Source organism: Actinoplanes sp. NBRC 103695, from assembly GCF_030269485.1.
Lineage (GTDB): Bacteria > Actinomycetota > Actinomycetes > Mycobacteriales > Micromonosporaceae > Actinoplanes.
The window spans coordinates 22,710-40,442 of sequence record NZ_BSTL01000051.1; the positions used below are offsets into that span (position 1 = coordinate 22,710).

Genomic DNA, 17,733 nt, shown 5'->3' on the forward strand with positions numbered 1-17,733 from the left:
GAACGGCCCAGGTCAGAGAGCTTATCGAGGCTGGGGCGCGGTCGTGAAGCGGACCGTCCGGCCGGGGCGTAGCTGCGCGGCCAGGTCGGCGGCGGCCGGGGTGAGGACGGCGATCACCGGGTAGCCGCCGGTGACCGGGTGGTCGGCCTGGAAGATGATCGGCTTGCCGTCCGGCGGGACCTGGATGGAGCCGCGGACGACGCCTTCGCTGGGCAGTTCCTCGGTGCGGCTGCGGTCCAGGGGCGGGCCGTCGAGGCGAAGGCCGACGGTGTCACTGGCCGGCGTGACGGTGTAGGTCTCGCGCAGGAACGTGGCGACGGCCCCGGCGGTGAACCAGTCGTCGCGCGGGCCGAGATCTACTTCGAGTACGCCTGTGGATAAGTCGCGAGAACGTCGGTCGGCGGGGCTATCGTCAGACCCACCCAGTGCAGGGGCGGGGGTGGCGGCGGCAACGCCCGACAAATCCGGAATTTCGCCCACACCCGACCTGTCCCGCACGCCGGGCTCGGCGCCTCCGCCGGGCTCGGCGCTCACGCCGGATTCGGCGCCACCGCCGGGCTCGGCGCTCACGCCCGATTCGGCGCCACCGCCGGGCCTGTCGCCCCCGCCCAGCCGGACGCCCGATCCGCCGCCCCCACCCGGCTCGGCGCCCACGGGCAGTTCATCCCCAGCAGCAGGACGCGCAGGCCCCAGCCCCGACGCATCCGTCGACCGCGACCCGAGCACCAAAGCCACATCAATCCCACCCCGCACCGCCAGATAAGACCGCACTCCGACCCGCGGCGTCCCCACCTGCACAAGAGCACCAGCAGGCACCGAAACAGGCGACTCCCGGACCACCCCGTCCACGGTCAGCCGAGCATCGCTTCCCGCCAACGCCACCACCGCAGGCCCGTCGAACCGAACCCGCAACCCGCCCAGCGTGCACTCCAGCACAGCGGCCTCAGGCGCGTTCCCCACCAGCGCGTTGGCCCGATCCAGCGCGCCACGGTCAGCGGCCCCTGACGGCGCCACCCCCAACGCCCCATGCCCCGGCCGCCCCCGATCCTTGATCACCACTCGAGGGCCGGTCCGCACCACAGTCATCAACATCTCAGTTCACCGCCTCGAACCGCACACGGACACCGGGCAACAGCAACGCCGGCGGATCCCGGTCGAGATCCCAGATGCGCAGCGACGTCTGCCCGATCAGCTGCCATCCGCCGGGGCTCTCGTTGGGGTAAACCCCGGAGTACGGTCCGGCGAGTGCGACGGAGCCCGCGGGGATTCGGGTACGCGGTGACGACCGCCGCGGCACCGACAGCCGCGGGTCGCCCCCGATGAGATATCCGAACCCGGGCGCGAACCCGGTGAACGCAACCGTCCACTCCCCCGCGGTGTGCATCTTCACGACTTCCTCCGCCGACACCCCGACCAGGGCCGCCACGTCGGCGAGATCCGGCCCGTCGTAGTGCACGGGAATGGTGACCGTGCCGGCGTCCACCGGACGGCCGTCGGCGACCGGGACAGAGGAGACCAGCGTCCGGACGAGTGCGGGAGAAGTAACCGAGGGGTCGAGCCGGATCAGGACGGTACGCGCGGCCGGCACCAGGTCGACGACCCCGGGCAGCGAGGCGTCCCGCAGCGCCGCGTAGAGCGCCATGGCCGCCGCCAGATCGGCGACCTCGACCAGCACGGCCTCGCGGCCGCATCGCAGGAAACGTGTGCTCATACCTGGTATCTCGTGTCGGGAACGTCGGTGATCAGCATGTGTCCGGGCGAGTGGGTGACCGCGTAGGGCACGCCGGAAGCCATCACCGCCACCTGCGGGGTGACGCCGCACGCCCAGAACACCGGCAGCTCGCCGTCCCGGAGAGGCACGGCGTCGCCGAAGTCCGGCGAGTCCAGGGACGCGATCCCGAGATCCGAGGGCGAACCCACGTGCACCGGCGCGCCGTGCACTGCCGGGAACCGTCCGCTGATCGTGGCGGCGAGCGCGATCTGCCCGGCCGGGATCGGCCGCATCGACACCACCATGCCGCCGTGCAACCGTCCGGCGGGACGGCAGGCGACGTTCGTCCGGTACATCGGCACGTTGCACCCCAGCGCGATGTGCCGCACGTCGATCCCGGCCGCCAGGAGCGCCGCCTCGAAGCTGAAGCTGCACCCGATCAGGAACGCCACGAGGTCGTCGCGCCAGGCGGACGTGGCGTCGGGCGTCTCCTCGGCGAGCTCACCGTCGCGCCACACGCGGTAGAGCGGCAGGTCGGTCCGCAGATCCGCCCCCGGCGCCAGATCGGTGAACGGCGATCCGGGGTCGGTGACGTCGAGCACCGGGCACGGCCGCGGGTTGCGCTGGCCGTACAGCAGCATCTCGAAGGCCCAGTCCCGCGGGACCGCGATCAGGTTGGCCTGGGCGTGACCGGGCGCGAGGCCGGCCGTGGGCCGCACCTCGCCGGCCCGGAAGGACGACCGGAGCTGCGCGGCGATCATGAGGCGGTGAAGGATTCGAGGTGTACGCCCGCGTCGGCGAGCGCCTTGGCGACCGTACGGGCCATGGTCACCGCCCCGGGCGTGTCCCCGTGGACGCAGATGGACTCCGCGCGTACCGAAATGGGGGTGCCGTCGACCGCGACCAACTCGCCTGCCAGGACCAACCGCACCATCCGCTCGGCGACGAGTTCGGGGTCCTCGATGATCGCCCCGGGCGAGCGCCGCGACACCAGCGTGCCGTCGGGCGTGTAGCCGCGGTCGGCGAACGCCTCGGCGACGACCCGCAGCCCGGCGGCCGACGCCACGTCGCTGAACACGGATCCGGGCAGGTGCAGCACCGGGAGCCGGGTGTCGTACCGGCTGATCGCCTCGACCACCGCGGCCGCCTGCCGTTCGTGCGAGACGATCGCGTTGTACAGCGCGCCGTGCGGCTTCACGTAGCGCACCCGGCCGCCGGCGACCCGGGCCAGCCCGTCCAGCGCGGCCAGCTGGTAGAGCACGTCGGCGACCAGGTCGGCCGGCTCGTAGTCGATGAAGCGCCGGCCGAAGCCGGGCAGGTCGCGGTAGCCCACCTGGGCGCCGATCGCGACGCCCCGGGTGACCGCCCGCTCGCAGGTGGACAGCAGCGTCCGCGGGTCGCCGGCGTGGAAGCCGCAGGCGATGTTCGCGCTGGTCACGATGTCCAGCAGCGCGGCGTCGTCGCCGAGTCGCCAGGTGCCGAAGCCCTCGCCGAGGTCGGAATTGAGGTCCATCGCCCACTCCAAGGTCCGGAGCGGCCCGGGCCGGGTGTTGCCGCACCCATGCCCAGGCCGCCAAGAAAGAACTACGAGGCCAGGTAGTCGAAGATGGTCCGCGCGGAGACCACCCCCATGTACCAGGTCAACGCCGCCACCAGCACTCCGGCGACGATGAGCCACACGGGATAGCGATACCCGCCGAGGAGTTCGCGACGCCGCCACGCCGCGTACAGCAGGATCGTGAACCCGATCGGCAGGATCAGCCCGTTGAAACCGCCGGCGAACACCAGCAGGGCGGCGGGCGCGGTGCCGAGGATCAGGAAGATGACCGCGCTGACCAAAATGAAGATCACGGTCGCGAGATTTCGCGTACGGGGCTCAGCGAAGCGCCGTGAGAAGGCGTCGAGAAACGACACCGACGTGTACGCCGCGCCGATGACCGACGTGATGGCGGCCGCCCAGAGCACCACACCGAACGCCCGTAGCCCGAACTGACCGGCCGCCGACTCGAAGGCGTCCGCGGTGGCGTTGCCCTTGGTGTTCAGTGCCACGCCGCCGGCCACGACACCGAAGATGGCGAGGAACAGCACGTACCGCATGAGGCCGGTGACGGCGATCCCGGTCAGCGCGCCGCGGGTGACCTCCCGGACGTGCTCCGGTCCCGTGGTGCCGCTGTCCAGCAGCCGGTGCGCGCCGGAGTAGGTGATGTAGCCGCCGACCGTGCCACCGATGATCGTGGTGATCGCGGCGAAGTCGATGGTGTCCGGCCACACGGTCTGGGTCAGCGCCTCGCCGACCGGCGGCCCCGACACGATCGCGACGTAGACGGTCAGCGCGATCATCAGGATGCCGAGCACGATGATCACCCGGTCCATGGCCATTCCGGCGCGCTTGACGACGAACAGCGAGATGGCGATGAGCACGCTGATCGCCCCGCCGATCTTCGGGTCGAGGCCGAGCATCGCGTTGAGCCCGAGTCCGGTGCCGGCCACGTTGCCGATGTTGAAGACCAGGCCGCCCAGAATGACCAGGGTGGCGAGCAGGTAGCCGGCGCCCGGGACGACCGCGTTGGCGATCTCGTGGGCCCGCTTGCCGCTGACCGAGATGATCCGCCAGATGTTCATCTGGACCACGAAGTCGACCAGAATCGACATCAGGATGCCGAAGGCGAACGCCGCGCCGAGCGCGACCGTGAAGTTGGTGGTCTGCGTGATGAAGCCGGGCCCGATGGCACTCGTGGCCATCAGGAAGATCGCGCCTACCAGCGCGGTCCGCCGGTCTTTCTTGCTGCTCCGGGGCGCGGTGGCGGTCGGTACGGAGGACTCAGGCGGCATGGCGTGCTCCTGATCACTGGGAATTTCCGTCGATGCTTTGACCGTAGAGATCGTTCAACGATTTGAGAAGAGTTGTTGAACAATTCTTCTCATCTGGCATATCCGTTAGGCTTGCCTAACTCATAGGGGGTGGGCGTTGGCGGACGAGTCACTGTCGGATCTGCTGGGCGGTCGCCGAGCGGCTTTGGACGCCACCGCGCCGGTCGCCGGCTTCCTGGCCGGCTGGCTGGTGACGGGCCACTCGATCGGCTGGGGCTCCGCCGCCGCGGTCCTGGTGGCACTGGCCGTCGCCGCGTGGCGCCTACGCCGAGGCGACAAGCCCGGCGCCGTCCTGATCGGCCTGCTGGGCGTGTGCGTGGCCGCGTTGGTGGCCTTGCGCACCGGCCGAGCCGAGGACTTCTTCCTCCTGCGCGTGCTCACCAACGGCGCCAGCGCCCTGGCCTGGATCGTCAGCATCGTGATCCGCCGCCCCCTGCTGGGCCTGGTGGTCGGCGGCGTCCTCGGCCAGCGCACGAAATGGCGTCGCGACCCGGCGCTGCTCACGGCGTACCGAAAAGGCAGTTGGGTCTGGGTCCTGCAGTATGTCGTCCGGCTGGCGGTCTTCCTGCCGCTGTACGCCACCGGCCAGGTCGTAGCCCTGGGTATCACCCAGATCGCGCTGACGTGGCCCTTGGTCGCCGCGGTCATCGCCGCGAGCTGGTGGGTGATCCGCCACAGCCTCCCGCCCGACCACCCCGGCCTCCGCCACCCCCAGATCCCCGAGAATGCGGTCCCCTAGTCGAGTGACCACTAGTCTAGTGTTCACGAGTGACGTCTGAATCTTCAGCAACCGTCTATGACGACCATGTCCGTGCACGAATGATCGACTTCTTCACCCTCGAAGGACAACCGTGGCCACGCCGGCTGTGGGATGTCGGGTCGCTGCTCGCCCTGCAGGAACTGCTGGAGGCAAGCACCTGGGCTCGGCACCGCGTGCTGTCCATGTCCGCGGTCGACTGGCAGCGCCGCGAACTCTTGAGAGCAATCGGGCCCGACATCGGCCTCGGCGCCAAGGAATTGCGGGCCGAGCTGACCTCGCTGCTGAGCAACCCGCTCCCCGACCCGAGCCCTGCACACCGTCGGCTCGAAGAGATCATCGACCATGCCCGCGGCGGCTACATCCGCCGTTGGGCAGACGCGGCCACTCTGCCTGACCAGCAACGGCCGCGGCCGGAAAGGCTTGCTCGCGTCATCGCAGCACATCTGCTCGACCTCGGTTACGACGCAAGCCATCTGGCGGCATGGATCGGTCGACTTGCACACCAACGGGCCGGCGTCGAGAAGGTTCTCCAGGACGCGGTGTCGCTCGACGCAGCCGGACCACGGGAATTCACCGTTCTCGCGGTCCTGGAAACCGTGCCCGAACGAGGACAGGCTCAGAGGCACGAGGCGTGGGTCTCGGTCCGGGAAGTAATCGACTGGCTCAAGCAACGCGGCCACTCCATGAATGGAGTGAACCCCGGTGGTGGATTCATCTATCGAGTCACCGCGCGGGATCCGTTCAGCGCTGCGAGCCAGGCGCGCGAGCTCGTCGAACACATAGTGGCGCGATCGTCGTTCATGCGAGGGAACCGCGGCAGGATCAGGCCGGCCCCACATTTGTGGGTCGATGACCACCCCGTCCCGATCCCGTTTGCCACCCCGTCACGGGGTGCCGATGTGCTGTCTCTCTCGAACGAGCAAAGCCTCTATCAAATTGACGGCCGACGCAGTCTGATCGATGCCGCCTTGGAACTCGCCGCGCCAGTGAACCGAGGCGTGCTCGGCCCCGCGGTAGCGGGCGCATGGGCCGCTGTCGAATCGCTGCTGTCGCATCCGGACGATCCCGCCGAGGCAGAACGATCAGGCAAGGCGGTCGCCGCGGACCGGTTGGCTGCCATCATCGCCTGCTCCTGGCCCCGCGCGGAACTGACGGCGCTCTCCCACCGGCATCGACCTGAGACCCCAGACTCCCTGATCAAGCAACTGGCGGCCTGCTCGACCAACCGCGACAGGGCGTTCGCGGTAGCCGAAGCTGTGAGGGCGGGGACCGTGGTGAGGCCGGCAGACCGATTCAGACGTGACTCCGACATCGCAGCGGCTCAACGTATGCGCCACGTCGTCACCGATCCCAGAAGGGAACTCTCGACCGCGGTCACTGTTCTTCGGATCGCGCTGAGGCGTCTGTACCGGACTCGCAACATCGTGCTGCACGGCGGCTCGATGGAAGGCGTGGCGTTGAAGGCGACCCTGCGCATCGTCGCGCCGTTGGTGGGTGCCGGACTCGACCGGGTCACTCACGCCATGCTCGTGGAGAATCTCGCTCCGCTCAAGCTCGCCGCTCGGGCCGAAGTCGGCCTCAAACTGGTCGGCGGCGAAACGGGTCTGAGTGTGGTCGACCTTCTGGAGCCCCGCCAGTAGGCGGACCAGGAGCGCAAAAATGCCCCGGCCAACCGGCAGGGGCATTTTGCGTGTCGGGGTAAGCATACACGGCCTCCGGAACGCCTCAAGCGGGTTCAGCCTCAGGTCCTCGAACCGGCTCCCACCAGATCGTCGGCGTCGGCCGGGACCGTGTCGAAACCTTGGCGCTGCATCGCCCCCCAGACCGCCGGTCTCCCCCGCCATGCGTGCGCCGCCCCCGAAACCTGCCACACCGCCAGGATCTGCCGGTACCCGAAGTTCTCGATGATCGCCGCCACCACCCCCCGCAGCATGTCCGTCCATCGTAGATACCGATGGAACGAGACCTCCTCGATGAACAGCGACACCAAGCTGACCAGCAGCCCGTACCCGTACGCGACAAGGGCGAACCGCCAGGCGAAGTCCAGGTTGATCGCGTCGGCCCAGAGCCCGAGCGGCACCAGCACCAGAGCCGCCAGCTCGATGAACGGCGCCAGCAGCTCGAACGCCACGTAGTACGGGAGGGCGAGCAGCCCGATCCGGCCGTAGCGGGGGTTGAGGATCATGCGCCGGTGTTTGCTGAGGATCTCGGCGATGCCTCGGTGCCAGCGCAACCGCTGCCGGCCCAGGACGCGCATGCTGCTGGGCGCCTCGCTCCAGCTGACCGGCTCGGCCACGAAGATCACGCGGTAGTCCTCGCGGCGTTCGCGCAGGTAGTGGTGCAGGCGTACGACCAGTTCGGCGTCCTCGCCGACGGTGTCGTGCGCCATTCCGCCGATCTTGACGACCAGGTCGCGGCGGAAGATGCCGAAGGCGCCGGAGATGACCACCAGGCCGCCGAGGCGGGACCAGCCGGTGCGGCCCATCAGGAACGCCCGCAGATATTCGACGACCTGCACCCGGACCAGCCATTGCCGCGGCATCCGGACGTCGACCACGCGTCCGCCGACCACCTTGCAGCCGTTGGCGATGCGCACCACGCCGCCGCAGGCCGCCACCCGCAGCGGGTCGTCGCCGAACGGCTTGGCCACCGACAGCAGCGCGTCGGGGTCGAGCACCGAGTCGGCGTCCACCATGCAGACCAGCGGGTGCCGGGCCAGGTTGATGCCGACGTTCAGGGCGTCGGATTTGCCGCCGTTGGTCTTGCGGACGACGGTCAGGGTCTCCGGGTTGGCGCGGGCCACGTGCACGGACAGGACCTGGCTCGTGTACGGGACTTCGCCGGGCACCACGCGCGGGATCTCGACCAGGTCGAAGTGCCGGCGCAACTGCTCGAAGGTGTCGTCGGTGGAGCCGTCGTCGACCACCACGACCTCGTACCGCGGGTAGCGCAGCGACGTCATCGCCTGCACCGCGAACACGATCCCGGGCCCTTCGTTGTAGGCGGGCACGATCACCGTGACCGGCAGGGTCAGGGGTGACCTGAACATGTCGTCGCTGCCCGCGAACGGCAATCTCCGTAGGTGCTGGGTGAATTCCATGCCGGCGAGAATGATCAGGATCAGATAGCTGCTGTTGAGAGCGATGAAGTAGGCGAAGATCGCCCAGTCGGTGGCGTGCAGGATCTGCCGGACCAGTTCGACACTCATACGGGCACCGGCTCCGGCACGTCGAGGGTGACCGCCGCCATGGCGAGGGCTTCGCGGGCGTGTGCGGCGGCCGAGGACGGCTGGGCGTGCGCTCCCCGGCCGCCGCGGTCGGCCCGGTCGGCGTCCAGTACGTCCTGCAGCGCCTGCCGGCCGCGTGGCCCGACCCGGCGCAGCGCGTGGGCGGCCTCGTGGGCCACCCGGTATTGCTCGTCGTCGAGCAGGGCCACCAGCGCCCCCACGGCGGACGGGGCGCCGAGGTCGCCGAGGGCCCGGGCGGCCGCGGCGCGCAGGGCGGCGGGCCGGGCCGAGGTCAGCGCCTGGGTGAGTGGTTCGACGGCGCCGCGGGTGCCGAGCCGGCCGAGGTTGGTGGCGGCCGCGACGGAGACGTCGAGCACCGCGTCCTCGCGCAGGACCCGGGCCACCCGGTCCAGGGCGCCGGTGGCTCCGAGCAGGCCGAGGGCTTCGAGGCAGACCGCGCGTACGCGTGCCTCGGGGTGGTCGAGCGCGGCGGAGAGGGTGACCTCGGCCTCCGGGCCGAGTTGCACCAGGGTGTGGGTGGCCAGCAGGGACGGCACCGGGTCGGACTGGTCGAGGCTCGCGATGAGCCGCCACGCGGCGGCCGGGTCGCCGATCCGGCCGAGTGCCCGCACCGCGACCACGCGTACTTCGGCGCGCCGGTCGGTGAGCAGCCGGCACAGCTCGGGGACGGCCTGGCGTAGTTCCAGGTCGCCGAGCACCTGGGCGGCCCGGGCGCGCCGGACCCGGCTGCGGGAGCGCAGGTCGTAGAGGGCGCGGCGGGCGGTGCCGCGGCGCAGGAAGACGGAGACGAGGGCCTGGTGGGCTTCGCCGCGCAGTTTGCCGAGCAGGCCGAGCGCGCCGGGTTCGGCGGCTTTCCACGCGTCTTCCGGGATGGCGACGAGGCCGTGGCTGCCCTCCTCGCCGTTGTCCGCGACGAAGGCGAGCAGGGCCTGGCGGGGCCCGGCGGCGAGCGCGGCCTGCTTGCGGCGGCGGACGTGGCGGTGGACGCGGACGGCGACGATGGCCAGCGCGGTCACGGCCACGATGGCCGCCAGCACCACGATGATGATCGTGAAGATCCGCAGCATAAGGGTCAAACTACCTGTTATGGCACTCTGCGGGCGGGGAGTTGGCCGCTTTAAGCTCGATGCATGGTGGCGCAGGCGAGCAGGCTCAAGAATGTCCGGTACGACATCCGCGGTCCCGTGCTGCGCCGAGCTCAGGAGCTGGAGAGCGCCGGCCATCGGCTGCTCAAGCTGAACCTCGGCAACCCGGGCCCGTGGGGGCTGGACGCACCCGAGCCGATCATGGCCGACGTGGTGCACAACCTGCGCAACGCCCAGGGCTACAGCGACGCCCGGGGCATCTACTCGGCCCGGGTGGCCGTCGCGCAGTACTACCAGACCCTCGGCGTCCGCGATGTCCAGCCGGACGACGTGTTCCTCGGCAACGGCGTCTCCGAGCTGATCGTGATGACCCTGCAGGCGCTGCTGAACACCGGCGACGAGGTGCTGGTGCCCAGCCCCGACTATCCGTTGTGGACCGGGGCGGTGACGCTGTGCGGCGGGCGGCCGGTGCACTACCGCTGCGACGAGGAGCGCGACTGGGAGCCGGATGTCGCCGACGTGGCCGCCCGGATCACCCCGAACACCCGTGCCATGGTGATCATCAACCCGAACAACCCGACCGGCGCCGTCTACTCGCGCGAGACCCTGCTCGGGCTGCTCGACGTGGCCCGCAAGCATGACCTGCTGGTGCTCGCCGACGAGATCTACGACAAGATCCTGTTCGACGGCGCGGTGCACGAGTGCGCGGCCGCGCTCGCCCCCGACCTGCTGGTGCTGACGATGAGCGGGCTGTCCAAGACGTACCGCGCGGCCGGTTTCCGCTCCGGCTGGCTGGCGGTCTCCGGCCCCAAGGCGCAGTCCGAGGAGTACCTCGAGGGGCTGCAACTCCTGGCCAACATGCGCCTCTGCCCCAACGTGCCGGCCCAGCACGCGATCCAGACCGCCCTGGGCGGCTACCAGAGCATCCAAGAGCTGATCAAACCCGGGGGCCGGCTGTACGAGCAACGCGACCACGCGTGGCGCAAGCTGTCCGACATCCCCGGCGTGACCTGCATGAAGCCGATGGGCGCGCTGTACCTCTTCGCCCGCCTCGACCCGGACGTCCACAAGATCCGCGACGACCAGCGGATGATCGTCGACCTGCTGGAGCAGCAGCACCTCCTGCTGTCGCACGGCACCGGCTTCAACCTGCCGACCACCGACCACGTTCGGATGGTGTTCCTGGCCCCGGTCGACGTGCTGGACGACGCGACCGACCGGCTGGCCCGCTTCCTCGCCGTCTACCGCCAGTAAGGCCGGCTCCGCCAGTAAGGCCGGCTCCGCCAGTAAGGCCGGCTCCGCCAGTAAGGCCGGCTCCGCCAGTAAGGCCGGCTCCGCCAGTAAGGCCGGTTGCTGTCACCGGCCGGGCGCGGGGCGTCCGGCCGGGCATCGTCGTACGCATGGGCGATCTGCACATGTGGACCGACGTGGTCGAGCCGCTCGCGCACCGGCTGGCCGCCGCCGGCGAGGACCTGGAGACCGCGTGGCGGACCGGGCGCGCCGCCATCGACGCCGGCGAGGCCGCGATCGGCGCCGACTGGCTGGCCGACAGCTTCAAGGCGATCTACGAGAGCGACCGGGACATCGTCAAGGCCATCGCCGACCAGGCGCCCGGCGAGGTCCGCGGCGACGGTGAGCTCGGCGGCGAGTGCGTCCGGCTCTACACGACGGCCGAGGATCAGGCCCGGGCCGGGCTGGCCGGCGTGATCCGGGACGGGGGCTGATCATGCCGGTCGCGGAGCCCACCGGTGAGCTGTGGCGGCTGGTGGCGTTGTCGATGCCGTCGGCCTGGCCGGAGGCGAACGAGGACACGGTCCGCGAGCTGTCCGCGAACTGGCGCGGGCAGGGCGGCGGGTTCATCGAGGCCGGTGGTTTCTCGCTCAAGGAGATCGAGGACCGGTGGGTCGACGACGCCGGCCGGGCGTACCACCAGCGGGCCTTCGCCCATCTGGGCAACACGGCCGACGCCGGCAACGCGATGGTCGAACTGGGGCGACGAGCCGACGCGTACGCCGGGGAGGTCGCCGCGGTGAAGCTGGTGATCGCCGACACCGTGGCCCGTAACGAGCCGCTGTACGCGCAGGTCGAGCCGGGCCTGCGCGGCGAGTTCGTCACCGGCGTTGCCGCCGAGGTGAGCCGGCTGCTGCGCGAGGCCGCGTCCCGGGTCTACGAGGCCGGCGGCGCTCCCCTGGGCCGCGCCGAGGTGCCGCCGCCGGAGACCACCCCGGCGAACATCCGCGACTGGTGGCAGACCCTGCCGACCGCCACGCAGGACGCACTGAAGGCGGAGAACCCGGACGCCGTCCGCAACCTCGACGGCATCCCGGCCGAGGTCCGCAACGAGCTCAACCGCGAGGCGCTGGGTCGCGAGCTCGCGACCCAGAAGGCCCAGCTCGCCCGGATCGATCCGGCCGCACTCAACACCGTCGACGAGTACGCCGAGTATCAGGCGCTGGCCGAGCGGGTCCGCGGGCTGGAGTCACTGGCCAAGCTCCCGCAGGAGGACCATTTCCTGCTCGGGCTGGACGCGACCGGCGACGGCACCGCGATCGTGGCGCTCGGCAACCCGGACACAGCAGCCAATGTGAGCACGCTCGTCCCCGGGGTCGGCAGCGGCCTGGCCACCGTCGGTGACGACATCGGGCGGGCCGCCAACCTCCGGGACGCCGCCGGCCGGGCCGCCGGCGACGACACCACGTTCGGGCAGACTTCGGTGATCGCCTGGGTCGGGTACGACTCCCCCAGCTTCGTCGGTGGCGTCTCGGCCGCGCCGGCCGAGGCCGCGGCGCCGAGGCTCGACCGTTTCGAGGACGGTCTGCGAGCCACCCACATCGGGCCGGACGCACACCAGACGATCATCGCGCACAGCTACGGCACGGTGGTGACCGGCATCGCGGCTCACCGCTTCGGCCTGGACGTGGACGACGTGGTCCTGGTCGCCAGCCCCGGCGTGCCGGTCAACGACGTCACCGAGCTGCGTCTGGACGGCGTGCCGCCGGACCAGGTCGGACAGCATGTCTATGCGATCACCGGGGAGGACGACTGGATCCAGGGCCTGATCCAGTACGTCGGCGGCGACCACGGCGCCAATCCGGTGGATCCCGACTTCGGCGCCGTGGTCCTGGAGGACGACAGCGGTGACGGCGACGTCCATCTCGGCTACTTCGACGCCGGCACGGCCTCGGTACGGCGGCTCGGCGGGATCATCATTTGACACATTGACAGACGTCATTGTCTGATTGCCTGACATCAATGTCAGGGGTCTTGCATGCTTCATGCCTTCGTCGCCGCCTCCCTCGCTCTCACCGGCCTGGCCGCGCCCGCAGCCGCGCAGGCCGCCCCGCCCGCCGCCGCGCAGGCTGCCGCGCAGGCCGCCGACCCGGTCAAGGTGATGCCGCTGGGCGCCTCCATCACCTGGGGCACCGCCTCCTCCGACGGCAACGGGTACCGCGAGGATCTGCGGAAACGTCTCGCCGACGCCGGGGTCACGGTCGACTATGTCGGCTCCCAGCAGTCCGGCGCCATGGCCGACCGCGACAACGAGGGCCATCCGGGCTGGCGGATCGACCAGGTCGCCGCGAGCATCGACGGCTGGCTGGCCACCTACCAGCCCGACGTGGTGCTGATCAACGTCGGCACCAACGACACGATCCAGAACTACGACCTGCCCAACGCGCCCGCTCGCATGCGCGCCCTGGTCCAGCGCATCGTGGCGGCCCGCCCCGGCATCGCGGTGGTCTTCTCCACCCTGGTGCCGTCCCGCGACGCCGGCAACAACGCCGAGACCCAGGCCTTCAACGCCCAGCTCCCGGCGATCGCGCGTGACGAGCAGGCGGCCGGTCACCGTGTTCACCTGGCCGACCTGAACTCGTCGCTGACCGTCGACGACATCAGCTCCGACGGCATCCACCCCACCGACGCCGGCTACGTCAAGATGGGCAACATCTGGTACTCGGCCCTGCGTCCCGTGCTCGGCGCGGGCCGCTCCTGGCCGCTGCTGCGTACCGCCTTCGACCCGGCGTCCCCGCCGCCGACGTGGTCCAACACGGTCAACAGCTCGCTCAACGTCGGCGGTTACTGCTGCAACCTGACCGCGATGGAGTCCGCCGTCCGCGCGGAGACGGCCCACAGCGACGCGTACGCCCTGATGTTCTCCGGCAACGACACCAGCGCCACCCAGTCCTACTCGTACAACAGGGTCTACGACGTCCACACGCCGATAGCCGCCGACAGCACGCTCACCTACTGGATCTACCCGCAGCTCGCCAACGCGACTTCCGTGGCGATCGACCTGTCCCTGACCGACGGCCGCAGCCTCCGCGACTCCGGCGCCGTGGACCAGTTCGGCGTCCGCGCGCACCCCCAGTTCCAGGGTGAGGGCAACCGCCTGATCCTCAACCAGTGGAACCAGATCCGGATCAGCCTGGCCCCCTTGGCCGGCGGCACGATCGACCAGATCCGCATCGGCTACGACCAGCCGCGCAACACCGGCCTCTTCCGCGGCTACGTCGACGACATCCAGCTGATCAGCGGCTGATCTTGGCGGCGATCACGCCCGCCACCGGCGCCTGGACCTTGTCCCGCCAGTGTTTGCCGCCGGCGGGCAGGTCTCCCTCGGCGACCCCGGGGAAGGTGCCGAAGCCGATGCCGTCCACGTGGAAGAGCAGCGTGCCCTGCCGGCAGAGCAGTGTGTGGAAGTAGCTGCCGGTCAGATAGCTGTAGCAGGCCTCCGGTCCGAGCCGGGCGCCGTAGTCCTCGACCTGCGACTTGTCCTTGCGCTTGCGGTCAACGACCAGCGTCTCGGCGTAGTGGGCGGTGATCACCTCGGGGTCGGCCAGGCCCGAGATGCCGACGTCGACGCTGGAGGTGATCTCCTCGGTCGTGGCGCCCTTCAGCCAGAACTGGAACGTGCACGCGCCCTCGGGCGCCTTCGCCCGCTGCTCGTCGTCGAGGGTGAGCACGCTGACCACCTTGGGTTTCCGGACGATGTCGGCCGCCTGTGGCAGCAGCGCGGTGATCTCCTCGTCGGACAGGAATTGGCAGGCGCTGGGCCACTTGTCGGCCGGGATCACTCCACCCTTCGGCGGGTCGGGCAGCGCGATCGCGGCTCCCGGCCGCGCGCTCCCAAACTCGACGGGCACCTTCTCCTTCGAGCCGCCCACCACACCACAACCGGCCGCGGTCATCACCAGGACAAGGCAGACCATCAGTGGGGTACGCATTGAGCAATGGTAGGAGCGCGCGGCGACCGTCCGGGGTGCCGTGACAGGAAGCTGCTACTTCATCATCCCGAGCAACGCGTCGAGGTGCCGCGCGCGGACCATCCCTTCGATGCGCCGCGCGTCCTCGGTCCGGCCGCGCCGGGCCCACAGGCGGGCCTGGACGAGCTCGGTCGTGTAGATCTCGTTGATCGTGGCCATCTCTGGTTGCCGGTTGAGCGCGTTGAGCTGGAGCGTCTGCGCCTCGCTCAGTGCCGTCTGCGCCTCGTCCAGTTCGGCGCCGGCCTCGGCCCGCACGTGCGCGAACATGCGCAGCGTCCGGGCCAGTTCGAGTTCACGCGCGGGCGGCGGCCGGTCGTCGGCGGGCTGGCCGCGGCGCGTCTCGACGGCCTCGCGGCTGACCGTCACCGCCCGGTCGAGCTCGCCGCCGTCGCCGAGCGCCCCGGCCAGGCTCTGCAGGGTGCCGGCCGCATACGGCGCGTACGCCGGGCCGAGGGCCTGAAAGATCGTGACGGAACCGGTGAGCACGTCGGCCGCCTCCCGGAAACGGGCGAGCTTGCCCAGGCACAGCCCGAGATTGTTGAGGTCGCCGGCGATGGCGGCGCTCAGCGCGACGTCGTCGGCCCGCTGTTCCAGCTGCGGCTGTTTCTCGGCGATCGCCGCGGCGAACCCGACGCGAGCCTGCTCGAACCGACCGGCGTGGAAATGTGCCTCAGCAGCAGCCGACAGCGACGCGCCCGCCGACAACGAGGGGCCGGGGCGTTTGAAGGGATTCCACCGCACCATCGCCTCACTGTATGGACGGCTGTCATCCCCCGGGTGTCCGGCGACAGGCGACGGCCGCGCGCGCAGCCGAACCAGCGACACGCGTCGGCCGCCACCCCATCCGGGACCGAAAAAAGTCAATGCGAGAAATTCATCGCTTTTTGCTGCCGAACCCATTTTGATATCGAAAGCGAATCATTTTCCTCGGCATATGACCCTAGCATGGAAAAGGGAATTAAATGTCGTCCACTGCTGCCGATCATCGGAGAATACCGGGCGACGGCGACGCGGGGCGGCGTGTCGGCGCGCGCGACCGCGCGTAGGGTGCGTCGTGTCCGTCCACTCGCACCCGGCTTCGAGGAGCAATGTGCCGCTCACGCCAGCCGACATCCACAACACCGTCTTCGGCAAGTCCCCGCTCGGTAAGCGCGGCTACGACGAGGAACAGGTCGACGCCCTCCTGGACGAGGTGTCCGCCGAGATGATCGCCCTCCTCGAGGACAGCGACGAGCTGCAACGCCGCGCCGGCCACCCGGCCGACGCCGAGCCGCCCGCTGCCTCGCCCGGCTCCGACGAGCTGCGCCGGACGTCCGAGCAACTGCGCCGGGCAGCCGAGGAGCGCGACCGCGCCGAGCGGAACGCCACCGCCCTGCAGGCGGAACTGGAGCAGGCTCGGCGCGCCTCGCAGGCCAAACCGGCCGCCCCCGTGACGCAACTCACCGATCGGGTTCTGGCGAGGGCGCACGAGACCGCGGACGTGCATGTCCGCGAGTCCCACCAGGAGTCTGTCGAGCTGCTCTCCGAGGCCCGCCAGCAGGCAGAACGCACGATCCGGGATGCTCAGGCCGCCGGGCTGGCGCTGGCGGACAACGCCCACCGCCGGCACACCGAGGCGATGGCCGAGGTCCAAGGCGCGCGCGCCGCGCTGCAGGAGGAGATCGACGGTCTGACCCGCCTCGCCGGCAGCTATCACGCCGCTTTGCGCCACCACCTGAACAACCAGGAAAAGCTTATCGGCGGCGACGCCGTAGCCGACTGAATGCCCCGCCCCGCGCCGCCGGATTGAAGCGTTCCTCCCCCGAAGAAATGTGCTGGGCGTCGAGCGCGTAAATGCAGCGACGCGGTGAACGCCTGCGCCATACAGGTTTCGCAGCGGTGGTCCTGGGTCATAGGCCCGGCCATGTCCCCTGGTAAAAGCTGGCTCGAGGGCCTGACACGCGCGGGCTTCATCGGCTACGGCGTCGTGCACCTCCTCTTCGCGTACCTGATCGTGAAAATCGCCTTCGGTGGTCCCGCCGCGGACGGCGACCAGTCCGGCGCGATGAAGAAGCTGGCCGAGGAGCCGTTCGGCGCGGCGCTGATCGTGCTGATCGTGATCGGCCTGGCCGCGATGGCCGCCTGGCAGATCCTGGAGATCTTCGAGACGCGCCGCCTGCGCGACCGCGTGGCGTCGGGCGGCCGGGCCGCCTTCTACCTCTACCTGGGCTGGAACGGCATCAAGGTGCTGCGCGGCAAGCCCGCGTCGAGCGCCGACACCCAGCAGAACGCCGCCGAGGGCCTGCTCGCCTCCGACCTGGGCCGGGTCGCGGTGATCGCGGCCGGCCTCGCCGTGGCGGCCATCGGCGTCTTCCTGGCCGTCGCCGGCCTCACCAAGCGCTTCGAGCGCCACCTGCGGGTGAGCCGGATGACCCAGGCGACCCGCAACCTGCTGCGCCGCCTCGGCGAGGTGGGTTTCACGGCCAAGGGCATCGCGTACGGCATCGCCGGTGCCCTCTTCGTCGTCGCCGCCGTCCAGTACGACCCGGACAAGGCCCGCGGCCTCGACGCGGCGCTGCGCGAACTGGCCAGTCACACCTACGGCTCCTGGGTCCTGCTCCTGGTGGCCCTCGGCTTCGCGGCGTACGGCCTGTTCTCGGTCGCCGAGGCCAAGTACCGCAAGGTCTAGATCCAACGTCGTTCAGTTAAGGCTCTGTGGTGGTGGTCAAGGGTCGGGAATGATGATGGCGATGCTGGTGGTGGCTTGGTAGCTGCGCCGGTTGATGTTTGGTCCGCGGGCTTGGTATTTGCTGTTTGAG

General features: G+C 70.2%; 17 protein-coding genes and 1 pseudogene. 8 read left to right on the forward strand and 10 right to left on the reverse strand.

The window, feature by feature from the left end:
- Positions 1 to 21: 21 nt before the first annotated feature.
- From QSK31_RS49365 to QSK31_RS45740, 6 genes and pseudogenes are all read right to left on the reverse strand, one after another.
- Complete coding sequence (locus QSK31_RS49365) at positions 22 to 654, reverse strand: 5-oxoprolinase subunit C family protein (protein ID WP_502873118.1); 633 nt, start codon at positions 652 to 654, stop codon at positions 22 to 24.
- Positions 634 to 1,092: pseudogene (locus QSK31_RS49370) on the reverse strand (5-oxoprolinase subunit C family protein); the annotation flags it as partial. The gene QSK31_RS49365 and the pseudogene QSK31_RS49370, both read right to left, overlap by 21 nt.
- Before the next feature lies 1 nt (position 1,093).
- Positions 1,094 to 1,711: a 5-oxoprolinase subunit PxpB gene (gene pxpB / locus QSK31_RS45725; RefSeq protein ID WP_285691409.1), complete on the reverse strand. Its 618-nt coding sequence runs from the start codon at positions 1,709 to 1,711 to the stop codon at positions 1,094 to 1,096.
- Entirely contained in the window at positions 1,708 to 2,472 is a 765-nt protein-coding gene (locus tag QSK31_RS45730; RefSeq protein ID WP_285691410.1) for a putative hydro-lyase, read from the reverse strand. The genes pxpB and QSK31_RS45730 overlap by 4 nt, the downstream gene beginning before the upstream one ends.
- Positions 2,469 to 3,224, reverse strand: a complete 756-nt coding sequence (locus tag QSK31_RS45735) for a LamB/YcsF family protein (RefSeq protein WP_285691411.1) — start codon at positions 3,222 to 3,224, stop codon at positions 2,469 to 2,471. The genes QSK31_RS45730 and QSK31_RS45735 overlap by 4 nt, the downstream gene beginning before the upstream one ends.
- A gap of 71 nt (positions 3,225 to 3,295) precedes the next feature.
- Positions 3,296 to 4,543: an NRAMP family divalent metal transporter gene (locus tag QSK31_RS45740; RefSeq protein ID WP_285691412.1), complete on the reverse strand. Its 1,248-nt coding sequence runs from the start codon at positions 4,541 to 4,543 to the stop codon at positions 3,296 to 3,298.
- Positions 4,544 to 4,679: 136 nt separating this feature from the next.
- Between QSK31_RS45740 and QSK31_RS45745 the strand changes: the two genes are divergently transcribed.
- Both QSK31_RS45745 and QSK31_RS45750 read left to right on the forward strand, forming a co-directional pair.
- Positions 4,680 to 5,321 carry a DUF3159 domain-containing protein gene (locus tag QSK31_RS45745; protein WP_285691413.1) on the forward strand — a complete coding sequence of 214 codons (642 nt, stop codon included), beginning with the start codon at positions 4,680 to 4,682 and terminating at the stop codon, positions 5,319 to 5,321.
- 29 nt (positions 5,322 to 5,350) lie between these two features.
- Positions 5,351 to 6,982 (forward strand): hypothetical protein, encoded by a 1,632-nt coding sequence (locus tag QSK31_RS45750; protein ID WP_285691414.1) that lies wholly within the window; start codon positions 5,351 to 5,353, stop codon positions 6,980 to 6,982.
- Positions 6,983 to 7,083: 101 nt separating this feature from the next.
- Here the strand turns inward: QSK31_RS45750 and QSK31_RS45755 are convergent, their stop codons facing one another.
- A complete protein-coding gene (locus QSK31_RS45755; protein WP_285691415.1) occupies positions 7,084 to 8,550 on the reverse strand; it encodes a glycosyltransferase family 2 protein in 1,467 nt (488 codons plus the stop codon).
- Positions 8,547 to 9,656 carry a HEAT repeat domain-containing protein gene (locus QSK31_RS45760; protein ID WP_285691417.1) on the reverse strand — a complete coding sequence of 370 codons (1,110 nt, stop codon included), beginning with the start codon at positions 9,654 to 9,656 and terminating at the stop codon, positions 8,547 to 8,549. The genes QSK31_RS45755 and QSK31_RS45760 overlap by 4 nt, the downstream gene beginning before the upstream one ends.
- A gap of 63 nt (positions 9,657 to 9,719) precedes the next feature.
- On the opposite strand from QSK31_RS45760, the gene QSK31_RS45765 reads away from it, so the two are divergent.
- The 4 genes from QSK31_RS45765 to QSK31_RS45780 all read left to right on the forward strand — a co-directional run bounded on the left by QSK31_RS45765 (position 9,720) and on the right by QSK31_RS45780 (position 14,211).
- Positions 9,720 to 10,928, forward strand: a complete 1,209-nt coding sequence (locus tag QSK31_RS45765; protein ID WP_285691418.1) for a pyridoxal phosphate-dependent aminotransferase — start codon at positions 9,720 to 9,722, stop codon at positions 10,926 to 10,928.
- A 146-nt stretch (positions 10,929 to 11,074) separates the two neighbouring features.
- Entirely contained in the window at positions 11,075 to 11,398 is a 324-nt protein-coding gene (locus QSK31_RS45770; RefSeq protein ID WP_285691419.1) for a hypothetical protein, read from the forward strand.
- A gap of 2 nt (positions 11,399 to 11,400) precedes the next feature.
- A complete protein-coding gene (locus tag QSK31_RS45775; protein ID WP_285691420.1) occupies positions 11,401 to 12,888 on the forward strand; it encodes an alpha/beta hydrolase in 1,488 nt (495 codons plus the stop codon).
- Positions 12,889 to 12,942: 54 nt separating this feature from the next.
- On the forward strand, positions 12,943 to 14,211 hold the full coding sequence (locus QSK31_RS45780) for an SGNH/GDSL hydrolase family protein (RefSeq protein WP_285691421.1): 1,269 nt from the start codon (positions 12,943 to 12,945) through the stop codon (positions 14,209 to 14,211).
- On the opposite strand, the gene QSK31_RS45785 is transcribed toward QSK31_RS45780, so the two are convergent.
- Both QSK31_RS45785 and QSK31_RS45790 read right to left on the reverse strand, forming a co-directional pair.
- The gene (locus QSK31_RS45785; RefSeq protein ID WP_285691422.1) at positions 14,201 to 14,896 is read right to left on the reverse strand and encodes a hypothetical protein; all 696 of its coding nucleotides are present in this window, start codon (positions 14,894 to 14,896) and stop codon (positions 14,201 to 14,203) included. The genes QSK31_RS45780 and QSK31_RS45785 overlap by 11 nt on opposite strands.
- A gap of 54 nt (positions 14,897 to 14,950) precedes the next feature.
- Positions 14,951 to 15,679: a hypothetical protein gene (locus tag QSK31_RS45790; RefSeq protein ID WP_285691423.1), complete on the reverse strand. Its 729-nt coding sequence runs from the start codon at positions 15,677 to 15,679 to the stop codon at positions 14,951 to 14,953.
- A gap of 346 nt (positions 15,680 to 16,025) precedes the next feature.
- On the opposite strand from QSK31_RS45790, the gene QSK31_RS45795 reads away from it, so the two are divergent.
- Together QSK31_RS45795 and QSK31_RS45800 are read left to right on the forward strand one after the other, a co-directional pair.
- Complete coding sequence (locus tag QSK31_RS45795; protein WP_285691424.1) at positions 16,026 to 16,697, forward strand: DivIVA domain-containing protein; 672 nt, start codon at positions 16,026 to 16,028, stop codon at positions 16,695 to 16,697.
- 141 nt (positions 16,698 to 16,838) lie between these two features.
- Positions 16,839 to 17,603, forward strand: a complete 765-nt coding sequence (locus tag QSK31_RS45800; RefSeq protein ID WP_285691425.1) for a DUF1206 domain-containing protein — start codon at positions 16,839 to 16,841, stop codon at positions 17,601 to 17,603.
- Positions 17,604 to 17,733: the final 130 nt, after the last annotated feature.

What these genes read in the sequence shown, in the direction of transcription:
- pxpB (WP_285691409.1), bottom strand. Translation starts at nt 1,711, where the DNA reads ATGAGCACACGTTTCCTGCGATGCGGCCGCGAGGCCGTGCTGGTCGAG.
- QSK31_RS45730 (WP_285691410.1), bottom strand. Translation starts at nt 2,472, where the DNA reads ATGATCGCCGCGCAGCTCCGGTCGTCCTTCCGGGCCGGCGAGGTGCGG.
- QSK31_RS45735 (WP_285691411.1), bottom strand. Translation starts at nt 3,224, where the DNA reads ATGGACCTCAATTCCGACCTCGGCGAGGGCTTCGGCACCTGGCGACTC.
- QSK31_RS45740 (WP_285691412.1), bottom strand. Translation starts at nt 4,543, where the DNA reads ATGCCGCCTGAGTCCTCCGTACCGACCGCCACCGCGCCCCGGAGCAGC.
- QSK31_RS45755 (WP_285691415.1), bottom strand. Translation starts at nt 8,550, where the DNA reads ATGAGTGTCGAACTGGTCCGGCAGATCCTGCACGCCACCGACTGGGCG.
- QSK31_RS45760 (WP_285691417.1), bottom strand. Translation starts at nt 9,656, where the DNA reads ATGCTGCGGATCTTCACGATCATCATCGTGGTGCTGGCGGCCATCGTG.
- QSK31_RS45765 (WP_285691418.1), top strand. Translation starts at nt 9,720, where the DNA reads ATGGTGGCGCAGGCGAGCAGGCTCAAGAATGTCCGGTACGACATCCGC.
- QSK31_RS45770 (WP_285691419.1), top strand. Translation starts at nt 11,075, where the DNA reads ATGGGCGATCTGCACATGTGGACCGACGTGGTCGAGCCGCTCGCGCAC.
- QSK31_RS45775 (WP_285691420.1), top strand. Translation starts at nt 11,401, where the DNA reads ATGCCGGTCGCGGAGCCCACCGGTGAGCTGTGGCGGCTGGTGGCGTTG.
- QSK31_RS45780 (WP_285691421.1), top strand. Translation starts at nt 12,943, where the DNA reads ATGCTTCATGCCTTCGTCGCCGCCTCCCTCGCTCTCACCGGCCTGGCC.
- QSK31_RS45785 (WP_285691422.1), bottom strand. Translation starts at nt 14,896, where the DNA reads ATGCGTACCCCACTGATGGTCTGCCTTGTCCTGGTGATGACCGCGGCC.
- QSK31_RS45790 (WP_285691423.1), bottom strand. Translation starts at nt 15,679, where the DNA reads ATGGTGCGGTGGAATCCCTTCAAACGCCCCGGCCCCTCGTTGTCGGCG.
- QSK31_RS45800 (WP_285691425.1), top strand. Translation starts at nt 16,839, where the DNA reads ATGTCCCCTGGTAAAAGCTGGCTCGAGGGCCTGACACGCGCGGGCTTC.